The following is a 12,807-nucleotide window of genomic DNA, read 5'->3' on the forward strand; positions in this document are numbered from 1 at the left end:
GGGCTCCTTCACTGTGACGCCGCCACTGCATGTTCACGCACGTTGCGATTGCGCCGCTGCCGCAGCCGCGTGGCCACAAGCACGACGCCGAACACGAGTCCGTAGAACACCGACATGCCTGCGCTGGTGGCCGCGTCGAGCACGTACGCGAGCCAGAATCCGGCGAGTGCTCCGGCGACGGCGATGCCGGTGGTGAGGGCGATCATGACCGACAGCCGGGTGCTGAGTAGGTAGGCGGTCGCGGCCGGTACGACGACGAGTGCGATGACGAGGATCGCGCCTGCCGCGTTGAACGCGGCGGTGACGGTGACCGAGACGAGGAACATGAATGCGGTGTTCAAGAGGCCTGATCTGATGCCGAGGCTGGTCGCGAACTGGGCGTCGAAGGTCGTGACTTTCAGCTTCGCGTAGAACAGGCCGAGGAACGCCAGGTTCACGAGGAGCACGGCGAGCATCACGTACAGGTAGACGGGCCCCCAGGATGCTCCGCCGATGATGAGTTGCTGCCAGGCTGCGAGGTTGAGGTCGCCCACGAGCACGGCATGGGTGTCGAGGTGGACGTTCGCGAAGTTCAGGGTGACGAGGATTACGCCGCCGCTGAACAGCGCCGGGAAGATCAGCCCCTGCGAGGCGTCGCCGGTCAGGAGCCCGGTGCGGGAGAGCCACTCGCTGCCGAGCACCACGATGAGGCCGGCGAGGGCGGCGCCGAGGATGAGCAGCGGGGAGTCGAGGTTGTGGGCGAAGAAGTAGCCGACGACGATACCGGGGAGCACGGCGTGGCTGATGGCGTCGACGAGCATGGAGTTTTTGCGCAGGACGACGAACACGCCCGGGAGGGCGCAGGCGAGGGCGGTGACGACGGCGAGTAGCGTGGTGCCGAGGACGAAGCTCATCGGAGGGCTCCTTCCGCGGGTGTCGACGCGAGTAGCAGTTCCCGCTTCAAGGCCGCGCGTGCGCGGGTGCGGGAGATGGCTCGGGTGATGATGCTGCGCCGGGGCGAGAACAGCAGCGAGACGAGGAAGATCGCGAACAGTGTGAGCACGATCAGCGGGCCGGTCGGCACCTTGCCCAGCACGATCGAAAGGTACGCGCCGACGCCGCTGCCGACCGCGCCGAACAGGCCGGAGAGCGCGACCATGCCCGGCAGGGTGCGGGTCCATTGCCGGGCGGCGGCCGGCGGGGTGACGACGAACGCGACCATCAGCACGAGTCCGACGGCCTTCACCCCGATCACGGTGGCGATGACGATCGTGGTGAACATGAGTGTGTCGATCGTGCGCGCCCTGAACCCGAGCACCGTGGAGTGGTCCGGGTCGAAGGTGCGCAGCGAGAATTCCTTCCAGAACAGGAGCATGAGCGTCAGCGCGAGCGCGCCGACGGTGATGCTCGTCGTGAGGTCGGCGATCGTGATCACGGAGGCGTTGCCGAAGAGGTAGTCCTGGATCCCGCCCTTGCCCGGGAAGGCTCCGTTCGCGATGATGCGCATGAGCAGCATGCCGGCGCCGAAGAAGACCGTGAGCGACACTGCCATCGCGGTGTCGATGCGGATCTTCGAGGCCCTGGTGATGCCGTTGGCGAAGAGCACCGCGAGCGTGCCGACGATGACCGCGCCGATGATCAGTGCGATCATGTTGCGGCCGTCCGCGCCCAGCACGACGACCGCCGTCAGGAATGCGAGCAGCGTCCCGGGGAGCGCGGCATGGGAGATCACGTCGCTGATGAGCGACTGCTTCCGCAGATAGGCGAAGCTCCCGAGGGCGCCGGCGACGAGCCCGATGGTTATGGTGCCGAAGAGCACCATCCGGTAGGTGTGGTTGCCGAGGAACTCGATGAGGCTCATGACGCGAACTCCAGGAACGCGTCGTCGCCCGCCGTGACTTCGTACGCGGTGCGGATGTTCGCGCGCGTGAACGATTCATCAGCAGGCCCGGAGGCGACGACGCGGCGGTTGAGCAGGGTGACGTGGTCGCAGTAGTCGCGCACGGTCGCGAGGTCGTGGTGCACGATCACGACGGTCTTCCCCTGCTCCCGCAGGGTGTGGAGTACGGAGACGATAGCCTGCTGGCTCTTCGCGTCGATGCCCTGGAACGGCTCGTCCATGAAGTACAGATCCGGAGCCTGCACCAGCGTACGGGCGAGGAACACACGCTGCCGCTGCCCGCCGGAGAGCTCCCCGATCTGCCGGGATGCGAGATCCGGAATCCCTGTCTGCTCGAGGGCCGCGATCGCGCGGGCGCGCTCGCGCTTCCCGGGGCGGCGGATCCAGCCGAGCGATCCGTAGGTACCCATCGTCACCACGTCGAGCACCGTCGTCGGGAAGTCCCAGTCGACGCTGGTCGACTGCGGCATGTAGCCGACCCTCTTCCGCGTGCGTGCGAGGGGCTGACCGAAGAACTCGGAAGTGCCGGTGAGGGGCTTCACGAGGCCGAGCATGGCCTTGATCAGGGTCGATTTCCCGGCCCCGTTCGGGCCGACGATCCCCATCACCACGCCCTGGGGCACGGCGAAGTCGACGCTGCGCAGCACGGGTTCCGCCCGGTAGGCGACGGAAAGGCCGCGGGTGCTGCAGGCGAGGGCGGCCTCCGGGGAGGCAGGGGCTCCGGTGGGAGCCCCTGCCTCGTGAACGGTGTCGGTCACGGTCACTGCCCCGCGGTTCCGAGGGCCTCGGCCACGGCTTGCGCGTTGTGCGAGAACGCGCCGATGTAGGTGTTCACCGGGTCCTCCGCGCCGAGCGAGTCAGCGAAGAGCTCCTCGCCAGAGACCTCGACCTGCCAGCCGCGCGACTGGACCGCTTCCTTCAGGCTGGTGATGGCCTGCGGATTGGCCTGGTTGTCCTGGAAGATCACGGGAACCTCGTTGTCTGCGATGAGCTGCGCCAGCTCCGACAACTCACCCGCGCTGAGCTTCGCCTCAGTGGAGACGAAGTCCGTGGCGTGCACCTCCAGGTCAAAGGTCTGCCCGAAATAGTTGAACGCGTCATGCCCCGTGATCAGGATCCGCGGCTCGATCTTGCCGTCGCCGAGGAGCTCGTGCGCCTCGGCGACCACCGCATCGATCTCCTCGACGTACGCGTCGGCGTTCGCCGTGTACTCGGCCGCCCCCTCCGGGTCGATCTCGCCGAGCTTGTCGGCGACGTAGCCGACCACGAGCGACCAGGCTTCGGGGCTGTTCCAGACGTGCGGGTCATGCAGCGGGTTGCCCTGATCGTCGGTCTCGGGCCAGTCCAGCAGCAGCTCTGCGGGGAGCTGGTCTCCGACGGCGAGCTGCGTGTCTCCCAGGCTCTCGAGCTGGTCGATCATCTGCGCTTCGAGGTGCAGGCCGTTCCAGAACACGACGTCGGCGTTCTGGATCGTCTCGATGTCCTTCGTCGAGGGCTGGTAGGTGTGCGGGTCGCCGCCCGGGCCAACCATCGTGGTGACCTCGGCCTCGGGGGCGATGTTCGCGACGGCGTCGGCGAGATAACCGGTGGTCGCGTAGACCTGGAGCGGGTCGCCGTCACTGCCGGGCTCGGGGGTGCCGGTGCTCGCGCAGGCGGTGAGGCCGAGTGCGGCGATCGCTGTGATCGTGACTCCGGTGAGGAACTTCCTGGTGATCTTCAAGAGATGCAGCCTTCCTGTATCAGTGGGTGTTGAGATGGGTCGATCCAGTACCGGATCAGGGATGCTCATCGTCGGCCGAGGTCGCCTGTGCGGTGAGGGCGGCGCTGAGGGATTGGTGGGCGTCCCAGATCTCGCGCGGCACATCGGGCAGGCCCTGGAGGTGCTCCTGCCGATGCTGTGCTTCCTCGATCCAGCGCTTCGTTTCGATTCGTAGCAGCCTGTCGAGATCCTCTGCCGTGATGTCGAGGCCGGCGAGGTCGAGTTCCTCTGCCGTGGGGATGACCCCGACTGGTGTGGGCTGTCCGTGGGCGTCGCCTGCGCGGTAGCGCATGAGCCAGTTCAGGGCGCGGAGGTTCTCACGGTAACCGGGCCAGAGGTAGTGGCCGTCTTCGGGGTCGCGTTGGAACCAGTTGACGTGCGCGAACACCGGAAGCTCCGCAAGCTGTCCGAGCAGGGTCAGCCAGTGCTGGGCGTAGCGGCCCTCGGAGTAGGAGAAGAAGGGGCGCATCGACATCGGGTCGTAGCGGAGTTGCCCGTCGACGCCCTCCGCCGCGAAGGTCGCCTCCGCCCCCAGGGTGAGCCCGTCGTAGACCCCGGCGGCGAGGTCGTCGATGGCTCGGATGAGGGGTTCGCGGTCGCGGGTGCGTCCGCCGAAGATGATCGCGTCGATCACCACTCCGGCAGGGTCTGCGGCGTCGGCGGCGAGATTCGGGATCCGCTCGAGGGGGATCGTGAAGCGACTGTTCGGGTGCGCCCACGGAGCGCCCTGCTGGTCGGGCCCGCGGTCGGCGATCGGGGTGCCGGTCCAGTCGAGCCAGCCGTCGAGTGCCGCGGGAGGCTCGGGGGTGAGTCCCTCCCACCAGACCTCGCCGGTGAGGTGGTTGTAGGCGGTGTTCGTGAAGATCGTGCCGGAGCCTTCCGCGATCGCGGCCATCGCGGTCGGGTTCGTGCCCTCGTTCGTGTCTTTCGCGACCCCGAACGCACCGTTCTCAGGGTTGATGGCGCGCAGACGCCCCGCATCGTCGACCCACATCCAGGCGATGTCGTCGCCGTAAAAGTCGACTCGGTACCGCTCGCCGAGCGCGTCCGGTGGAAGGGTCATAGCGAGGTTGGTCTTGCCAGAAGCGCTCGGGAAGCCGCCGCAGACGTGATAGCTGTCGCCGGTTTCGAGGTCGCGGATGCCGAGGAGCAAGAACTGTTCCGCGAGGAATCTCCCGGAGGTGTAGCCGTCGTAGGAGGCTTGGCGCAGGCCGTGGGCGATCTTCCCGAGCAGTGCGTTGCCGCCGTAGGCGGAGCCGTAGTGGAGGATCGTGCGCTCGTCGGCGATGGTCGCGAACAGGCGAGCATCCTCGGGCGTGCCATGTCTGAGCGAGTCGGGATCTCCGGTGACCTGCACGCCGCGCACGAAGAAGTCCGGGTCGGTGAGCCCGTCGAAGTGCTCGAGGCCGACGCGGGCCATGCGGATCATCTGCAGCACGACCGTGCGGTCATCGGTGAGTTCCACACCGGCCGCGTAGGCCGCGAGCGGAGTGCCTGTCGGAGCCATCAGGTACGGGACGACATACATCGTCTTCCCGCGAGACGCGCCACGCATCCGCTCGGTGATGACCGGCTTCACCTCGCTTGCGGACTGCCAGTTGTTGTAACGGCCACGATCGGCGGGATCAGAGGTTGCGACGACCGTGCGTTCCTCGGAACGGGCCGTGTCCTTCGGGTGGGATCTGGCGTAGTAGCGGCCCTCGCCTGCGGGCAGCAGTTCGCCTGCGGTGAGGGCTTCGCCGAGGAGCCGAGCGTCATCGGTCGCGGAGACGAGTTCGATCCGGTCGGGTTCGGTGACCCCGCCCCACTCCTCCACGAACGTCCGGATGCTCTCGTTCCGAATCTCGGCAGGAATCTGGATCCTGGTCGGATCGCTCATTGCACAACCTCATTCATTCTCGATGGGCCGGTCTCGGCCCACATGGACTGGTGACGTGCCCTGCCCGCACCCCACCATGATCTGTAGGTCTAACTCTAATGTTCGGTATGTCGTAGTCGCAAACATGGGCGTGTCGTAGTCGATCAACCGCATTTCGTGCTAACACTAGATGTAGTGCTCCGCACAACAATCACGCACTACATATTGTGCTCAAGTTTCAGAAGGGGGCGATACGCGGTGAACGTGAACCACCTAGCAGCAGGCCGCAGCATCCGGGAAGTGCGGGTGCTCGCGGGGCGGGAGTCGCCGGATCTGGTGTTCTTCTCGAGCGTGTCCGAGAACACCAGGCGCTTCGTCGAGCGTCTCGATCGAGGAGCGGCGCGGATCCCGTTACGACCCCGCGTGGAGGGCATGATCCGCGTGACCCGTCCGTTCGTGCTCGTCCTGCCCACTTACGGCGGGGGCGAACAGGCCGGGGCCGTACCGAAGCAAGTAATCCAGTTCCTGAACGACGCCGCGAACCGGGCACTCATCCGCGGGGTCATCACGGCCGGCAACACGAACTTCGGCGAGCACTACTGCATCGCCGGCGCCATCATCTCAGCCAAGTGCCGGGTGCCGGAGCTGTACCGCTTCGAGCTCCTGGGCACTGACCGCGACGTCGCCCGCGTGAACGAGGGGCTGCCCGAGTTCTGGGCGCAACAGACTATTTCACCACTGAACGAGAAGGACATCGCATGACCATCACCGCACCACCCACCACCGACACCACCCCGGCTCCCCCGAAGCGTGCCGGGATCGGCGAGCGCAAGGACTACCATGCCCTGAATGCGCAGCTGAACCTATTCGCCGCAGACGGGGCGATCCAGTTCGACAAGGATCGTGAGGCCGCAGACGCTTACCTCGCGCAGCAAGTCGCCCCGAACAGCATGCGGTTCGGCTCCGTGTGGGAACGGCTAGAGTGGCTGATAAAGCACGACTACTACGAAGAGGCGTACCTGCGTGCCTATGACGCGGATTTCGTGGAGCTGCTGCACGAGCGGGCTTCGGGCTTCGGGCACCGTTTCCAGACGTTCCTCGGCGCGTTCAAGTTCTTCACTTCCTACGCGCTCAAGACCTTCGACGGCGGCAGCTACCTGGAGGGCTTCGAGGAGCGCGTCGTCGCGACGGCGCTCTTCCTCGGCCAGGGTGACGCCGATCTCGCGGCGCGGCTCGTCGAGGAGATGCTGTCGGGTCGTTTCCAGCCGGCGACCCCGACGTTCCTGAACGCGGGCAAGGCACAGCGCGGCGAACTCGTCTCCTGCTTCCTGCTGCGCCTCGAAGACAACCTCGAATCCATCGGCCGCAGCGTGAACTCCGCGCTGCAGCTCTCCAAGCGCGGAGGCGGGGTTGCCCTGCTCCTCACCAATCTGCGGGAGACAGGAGCCCCGATCAAGCAGATCGAGAACCAAGCCTCCGGCGTGGTACCCGTCATGAAGATCCTCGAAGACAGCTTCAGCTATGCGAACCAGCTCGGCGCCCGGCAGGGCGCGGGAGCCGCATATCTGCATGCGCACCACCCGGACATCATGCGGTTCCTCGACACGAAGCGTGAGAACGCCGACGAGAAGATCCGCATCAAGACCCTCTCGCTCGGCGTCGTGATCCCGGATATCACCTTCGAGCTGGCGAAACAGAACCGCGAGATGCACCTCTTCAGCCCCTACGACGTACTCCGCGAGACCGGGATCCCGCTGTCGGATCAGTCGGTGAGCGACCGGTACGAGGAGTTCGTCGCGAACCCGCGCATCCGCAAGACCACGATCAGCGCCCGCGACTTCTTCAAGACCCTCGCCGAGCTGCAGTTCGAATCCGGCTACCCGTATGTGCTGTTCGAAGACACCGTGAACCGCGCAAACCCGCTCCAGGGGTGGGTGAACATGTCGAACCTCTGCAGCGAGATCCTCCAGGTCAATACCCCCTCCACCTACGATTCGGCAATCGGCTACGCGGAGGTCGGACGGGATATCTCCTGCAATCTCGGCTCGCTGAACGTCGCACAGGCCATGGCGTCTCCCGATTTCGGGGCGACGGTGGAGACTGCGGTGCGGGCGCTCACGAGCGTGTCGGATCAGACCGATGTCGACGCGGTGCCCTCTGTTGCGGCGGGGAACGCGGCGTCGCATGCGATCGGGCTCGGGCAGATGAACCTGCACGGCTACCTCGCCTCCCAGCGCATCTACTACGGCAGCGAGGAGGGCATCGACTTCACGGACGCCTACTTCCGTGCTGTCGCCTACCATGCGCTGCGCGCCTCGAACCGGCTCGCGATCGAACATGGTGAGGCCTTCGCGGGGTTCGAGCAGAGCGACTACGCCGACGGCGGCTACTTCGACCGCTACGTCGCCGAGGAATGGCGGCCCGGCACCGAGCGCGTACGAGACCTCTTCACAACCGCCGGGATCACGCTGCCGAGCGTCGCCGACTGGGAGCAGTTGCGCGATTCGATCCGGGAGCACGGCACCTACAACGCCTACCTTCAGGCGGTGCCGCCAACGGGATCGATCAGCTACGTCAACCATTCGACGGCGTCGATCCACCCGATTGCGGCGAAGATCGAGATCCGCAAAGAGGGCAAGCTCGGCCGCGTCTACTACCCGGCCCCGCACATGACCGACGACAATCTCGAGTTCTACGAGGATGCCTACGAGATCGGCCCCGAGAAGATCATCGACACCTACGCCGCAGCCACCCAGCACGTCGATCAGGGGCTATCGCTGACGCTGTTCTTCAAAGACACGGCCACGACACGCGATATCAACCGGGCACAGATCTACGCCTGGCGGAAAGGCATCAAGACGCTCTACTACATCCGCCTGCGCCAGCTCGCCCTCGAAGGCACCGAAATCGAGGGCTGCGTCTCCTGCGCCCTCTGACCCCAACCGACCTCGCTCAGAAAGACCAACAGTATGACCAGCATCTCCTCAGATCTCTCGCTCACCGAGCTCTCCATCACCCCGCCCGCCTACCGCCACGACCCCGCAGCACGCCTCAGACCAATCAACTGGAACCGCGTCACCGACGACAAAGACCTCGAAGTCTGGAACCGACTCACCGCGAACTTCTGGCTCCCCGAAAAAGTGCCCCTCTCCAACGACATCCCCGCCTGGCAGAAAATGAGCCAGGAAGAACGCACCCTCACCATGCGCGTCTTCACCGGGCTCACCATGCTCGACACCGTGCAGGCGACCGTGGGGGAGATCTGCCAGATCCAGGACGCCCGCACCGAGCATGAGGAGGCCGTCTACACGAACATCGCCTTCATGCAGTCCGTGCATGCCCGCTCCTACTCCTCCGTGTTCTCCACGCTCACGTCCACACCGGAGATCGACGACGCGTACCGGTGGGCGGTCGGCAACGACCTGCTGCAGGAGCGTTGCAAGAAGGTGCTGCAGCACTACTTCGGGCCGGATCCGCTCAAGCGTAAGGTCTCGTCGACGCTGCTCTCCTCGCTATTGCTCTATGCGGGGTTCTACCTGCCGTTGCACTTCTCCGTGCACGCCACGCTCACGAACACCGCCGACATGATCCGACTCATCCTGCGCGACAAAGCCGTGCACGGCTACTACTCCGGCTACAAGTACCAGCGCGGCCTCGAAACCCATTCGCAGGCCGAGCAGCACGAGATGCGCGACTTCACCTTCGAGCTACTCGAAGAGCTGTACGAACTGGAACTGCAGTACTCGGGTGAGCTGTACGAACCGCTCGGGCTCATGGACGACGTCGCCGTCTTCGTGCGCTACAACGCGAACAAGGCTCTCATGAACCTCGGCTACCCCGGGCGATTCTCGCCCGAGGAAACCGAGGTAAACCCCGAGATCCTCGCCGCGCTCTCCCCCGGTAGCGATGAGAACCACGACTTCTTCAGCGGTTCAGGGTCGAGCTATGTGATGGGCAAGGGAGAGGACACGACCGATGCCGACTGGGATTTCTGAGCCTGGCACCGGGCCGATGCCACGCCCTAACGACGGTGCCTGGCTCGAGACGATCGCACTGTTCGAGACGATCCGCGAAGGCAACCAGCCCGCCGCTCACCGACTCCTGAGCAGCAGCGCAAAACAAGCTGCCGTGCTCGGAGGCCTATTCTCCATGCTCGGCGTGTTTCTCCGCGGCGAGGACGCCTCAGACCGGGCAAAGCTCGACCACTTCATCGAGGCCTCTCACCGTGCGGGGCCTCCGCCAGCATTCGGAGCGCGCCCGTTCCTCCCACCCACCGACTCCTGAACCGCCGACAGGCGTTGCCAGCTGAACCATCGAAAGAGAGCACCACCCATGACCCAGCACATCAGCGTGATCGTCGGGAGCCTGCGCCGCGGCTCCTTCGCCCGCAAGATCGCACAGAACGTCCTCCCGATGTTCCCCGAAGCGCACGAGGCCCGGATCGTGGAGATCCGCGACCTCCCCCTCTACGACTTTGACTACGATGACCCCGATGTCACCGACAAGCCGGTACCGGCCGAGTACACGGCGTTCCGGGAGACGATCACAGCCTCTGCCGGGGTGCTCTTCGTCACGCCCGAGAACAACCGCACCATCCCGGCATGCCTGAAGAACGCCATCGACATCGGCTCCAAGCCCAACAGCGAGGTCGCCTGGAAAGGGCTACCGGTCGGGATCATCAGCCACTCCGTCGGACGCATGGGCGGCTACTCCTCCCAGAAGAACCTCCGCCTCGCACTGTCCTACTTCGACATGCCCACCGTCGGACAGCCGGAAGTCTTCCTCTCACAATCACCGGATCTCTTCGACGGCGGGGAAGAGATTGTTCGCGGATCCACGATGACATACCTGCAGGACTACATAGACCGGCTTTCCAATGTGGTCAAGGAACACGGCCAAAGCTCAAGATGATATCCCCGCGCCGAGCTGCTGCAGCAGATCAATCCCGAAGGGCGGTCTGCTCGGAGGGTTTCCAACGGCGAGCCACGATAAAGGATCTGACACCGAGCACCATGTAAACCAGCAACAAGACGAACGTGAGGGTACTCACAATCACGGCCAGGGGGCGCTCGGCAATTCCCGCGAACAATTGCCCAAGTTGGAGCACATTCATAAAGGTGCCCGCGACACCGACCAGCGCGACGACGAGTGCGGCATGAACACCGATACGCACTCTTCGCAACGCGATCAGACCGCATAGCAGCAAGATCGCACCAAGAATCGAGGGAATCAGCGCTGTCCAACTAGCAAGCCCGGAAACGAGAAAGGCGAGCACCCCTGCCACGATTAGCACCGCCCCGAGAACAATTGTGATCCTGGGCATCGTCGAGTTCTCCATGGATTTTCCTCTCAGAAAATGTTCGCTACCGGTTCGGGGCGGATGCGCTACTCCCTGATCTTCTCGGTCACATCGCGGTTCCGCCGTTGACACCAAGCACCTGCCCAGTAACGAACCCAGATTCCTCTGAACATAGGTACTTGCAGGCCGCTGCGATCTCATCCACTGTGCCAAGGCGTCCCACCGGGATAAACGCGCGCAGTGCGTCCTCGCCGATCACATCACCACGGGCCTGCGCCGCTCGAGACATAGGAGTATCGATCGCGCCAGGAGCAATAGAGTTGGCGGTGATCCCTGACTTACCGTAGTCCCAGGCAATCCCCTTGGTCAGTGCTATTACGCCACACTTGGACGCAGCGTAATGTGCCTGCTGCGGTGCCCCGTGCTGACCTGCCTGGGAGGAGATCGTTACGACCCTCCCCCACCCCTGCTCGACCATGTCGGGCATCGCGGACTGGATAACGTTGAAAGTCCCCGTCAGGTTGACAGCCAAGGTCTTCTCCCATAGCGCCTGTGAGATGTCTTGGAAGTGATCATGCGGAGCGATTCCTGCGCTCGTGACCACGATTCCGACTCCCCCAAGTTCGGCTCGGGCCGTTGCCAAAGCGGCATCAACAGCCCCACGGTCTGACACGTCAACTCCTATTCCAACCGCTTGCGCTCCGATACGCCGTATTGCTTTCGCCGTCGCGTCAACCGCTTCTGCGTTGAGGTCAAGGGCTATGATCCTGTGTCCGGCATCCGCGAGTGAGTGTGCGATAGCCAATCCCATCCCTGATCCGGCACCCGTAACAACTGCAACTCGATTCACTACTCTGTCCTTTCGAAAACCTGGCTTACTCAGGAACCGATGCCTAACCCGCTGCACCACGCAGCCGAAAGCCCGATACATCCTGAGTCCTCGTTTAATGCTGTACCGCTTCACATCCCAGGTTACTTCATTCATGAAGTTGAGGAGCTGAGGATTCGGCTTCTTCAGCAACCATCGGTCAGCGCAGATTGGGATGGTGGAATCAGCGTGGCTGAACGGGTTGATAGAAGCGTAAGCGCCGCCCTGAACCCGCCTGACCCGCCGCCTGTCCACTTGTACCAAAGTTATACAGCGTAGGCCCAGGGCGGCACACCCATGGCACCCGAATCTCACAGGTCAGGATCGGCAGGACAGAATAGGAACATGCAATCAGAGACCCCTCGTGCGCGTGTCCTGCCCGTCACTGCCCGCGTTTGGTACGCCCTGGTCGCAGCGGTGGTGCTCGCGTCGATCACGATCCAGGTGGTGCTCCTGTTCACCGGCGGCGCCGACTCCAACTCCGGTGAGACCGGGGACGTTGCGAGTGTCGGTACCCGGCTGGTCCGGCTGTTCATGTTCTTCACCATCGACAGCAACATCGTCGTCTTCATCACCTCTCTCCTCCTGATCGAAAACCCGTTGAGGGGCGGCTTCTGGTGGGAGGCCTTGCGGCTCAACGCGCTCATCGCGATCACTGTGACCGGCATCGTCTACGCGGTGCTGCTCGCGCCGAACATCCACATCGACGGATGGGCATTGGCGACCATGATCGGCCTTCATATCGTCTCCCCGATTGGATTCGTAGGAGCTTGGCTTATCTTCGGGCCGCGCCCGCGCATCAGCTGGGCCGTTGTGCCAGCAGCTTTCGTTCTCCCCGCAGTGTGGATCGCCGTCACGTTCATCCGCGGGGCGATCGTCAGCTGGTATCCCTATCCGTTCCTCGACGTCGGACAGATCGGGCTTCCCGCCGCGCTGTTGAACGCCCTCCTCATCCTGGCCGCGGCCGCGCTGCTCGCCGTCCTCTATCGAGTCATCGACGCGAGGATCCGGAGTGTGTTCTAGTCTCCGGAACGCCCGATGCGGCAGCGGAGTCCGCGCGCGACGATCTGCCCGTGTGCAGTGTCGAGGTTTGAAGCTCGGGTGGAGCACTCTCTACCTCTCTCGAGGATCAAAGTGCGCCCTG

Annotated in this window: 13 protein-coding genes; 6 read left to right on the plus strand and 7 right to left on the minus strand. The window is 64.3% G+C overall.

The features are described from left to right. Window positions 1-8: 8 nt before the first annotated feature. From GMOLON4_RS04645 to GMOLON4_RS04665, 5 genes are read right to left on the minus strand one after another with little or no spacing between them, the layout of a single operon-like run. Entirely contained in the window at window positions 9-893 is an 885-nt protein-coding gene (locus GMOLON4_RS04645; RefSeq protein WP_026935740.1) for a metal ABC transporter permease, read from the minus strand. Continuing rightward, window positions 890-1,840, minus strand: a complete 951-nt coding sequence (locus GMOLON4_RS04650; protein ID WP_051265915.1) for a metal ABC transporter permease — start codon at window positions 1,838-1,840, stop codon at window positions 890-892. The genes GMOLON4_RS04645 and GMOLON4_RS04650 overlap by 4 nt, the downstream gene beginning before the upstream one ends. Further along, complete coding sequence (locus GMOLON4_RS04655) at window positions 1,837-2,637, minus strand: metal ABC transporter ATP-binding protein (RefSeq protein ID WP_084147290.1); 801 nt, start codon at window positions 2,635-2,637, stop codon at window positions 1,837-1,839. Before GMOLON4_RS04655 ends, GMOLON4_RS04650 begins: the two co-directional genes overlap by 4 nt. Window positions 2,638-2,639: 2 nt before the next feature. Continuing rightward, window positions 2,640-3,599, minus strand: coding sequence for a metal ABC transporter substrate-binding protein (locus GMOLON4_RS04660; RefSeq protein WP_245575320.1), 960 nt, complete (start codon window positions 3,597-3,599; stop codon window positions 2,640-2,642). Between the two features lie 55 nt (window positions 3,600-3,654). Further along, window positions 3,655-5,517: a phosphoenolpyruvate carboxykinase (GTP) gene (locus tag GMOLON4_RS04665; protein ID WP_026935738.1), complete on the minus strand. Its 1,863-nt coding sequence runs from the start codon at window positions 5,515-5,517 to the stop codon at window positions 3,655-3,657. Between the two features lie 270 nt (window positions 5,518-5,787). On the opposite strand from GMOLON4_RS04665, the gene nrdI reads away from it, so the two are divergent. From nrdI to GMOLON4_RS04690, 5 genes are read left to right on the plus strand one after another with little or no spacing between them, the layout of a single operon-like run. After that, window positions 5,788-6,258 carry a class Ib ribonucleoside-diphosphate reductase assembly flavoprotein NrdI gene (gene nrdI, locus GMOLON4_RS04670; RefSeq protein WP_026935737.1) on the plus strand — a complete coding sequence of 157 codons (471 nt, stop codon included), beginning with the start codon at window positions 5,788-5,790 and terminating at the stop codon, window positions 6,256-6,258. After that, window positions 6,255-8,432, plus strand: coding sequence for a class 1b ribonucleoside-diphosphate reductase subunit alpha (gene nrdE, locus GMOLON4_RS04675; protein ID WP_026935736.1), 2,178 nt, complete (start codon window positions 6,255-6,257; stop codon window positions 8,430-8,432). The genes nrdI and nrdE overlap by 4 nt, the downstream gene beginning before the upstream one ends. A gap of 33 nt (window positions 8,433-8,465) precedes the next feature. Next, window positions 8,466-9,491, plus strand: coding sequence for a class 1b ribonucleoside-diphosphate reductase subunit beta (gene nrdF, locus GMOLON4_RS04680; protein WP_084147273.1), 1,026 nt, complete (start codon window positions 8,466-8,468; stop codon window positions 9,489-9,491). Beyond that, entirely contained in the window at window positions 9,472-9,780 is a 309-nt protein-coding gene (locus GMOLON4_RS04685; RefSeq protein WP_026935734.1) for a hypothetical protein, read from the plus strand. The genes nrdF and GMOLON4_RS04685 overlap by 20 nt, the downstream gene beginning before the upstream one ends. Before the next feature lie 48 nt (window positions 9,781-9,828). Beyond that, window positions 9,829-10,407, plus strand: a complete 579-nt coding sequence (locus GMOLON4_RS04690) for an NADPH-dependent FMN reductase (RefSeq protein ID WP_026935733.1) — start codon at window positions 9,829-9,831, stop codon at window positions 10,405-10,407. A 28-nt stretch (window positions 10,408-10,435) separates the two neighbouring features. On the opposite strand, the gene GMOLON4_RS04695 is transcribed toward GMOLON4_RS04690, so the two are convergent. Beyond that, window positions 10,436-10,834, minus strand: a complete 399-nt coding sequence (locus GMOLON4_RS04695) for a hypothetical protein (RefSeq protein WP_026935732.1) — start codon at window positions 10,832-10,834, stop codon at window positions 10,436-10,438. 67 nt (window positions 10,835-10,901) lie between these two features. Further along, entirely contained in the window at window positions 10,902-11,780 is an 879-nt protein-coding gene (locus GMOLON4_RS04700; RefSeq protein ID WP_211222662.1) for an SDR family NAD(P)-dependent oxidoreductase, read from the minus strand. A gap of 228 nt (window positions 11,781-12,008) precedes the next feature. Between GMOLON4_RS04700 and GMOLON4_RS04705 the strand changes: the two genes are divergently transcribed. Then, a complete protein-coding gene (locus tag GMOLON4_RS04705; protein WP_051265910.1) occupies window positions 12,009-12,686 on the plus strand; it encodes a Pr6Pr family membrane protein in 678 nt (225 codons plus the stop codon). Window positions 12,687-12,807: the final 121 nt, after the last annotated feature.

It is taken from the genome of Gulosibacter molinativorax, from assembly GCF_003010915.2.
Classification (GTDB): Bacteria; Actinomycetota; Actinomycetes; order Actinomycetales; family Microbacteriaceae; genus Gulosibacter; species Gulosibacter molinativorax.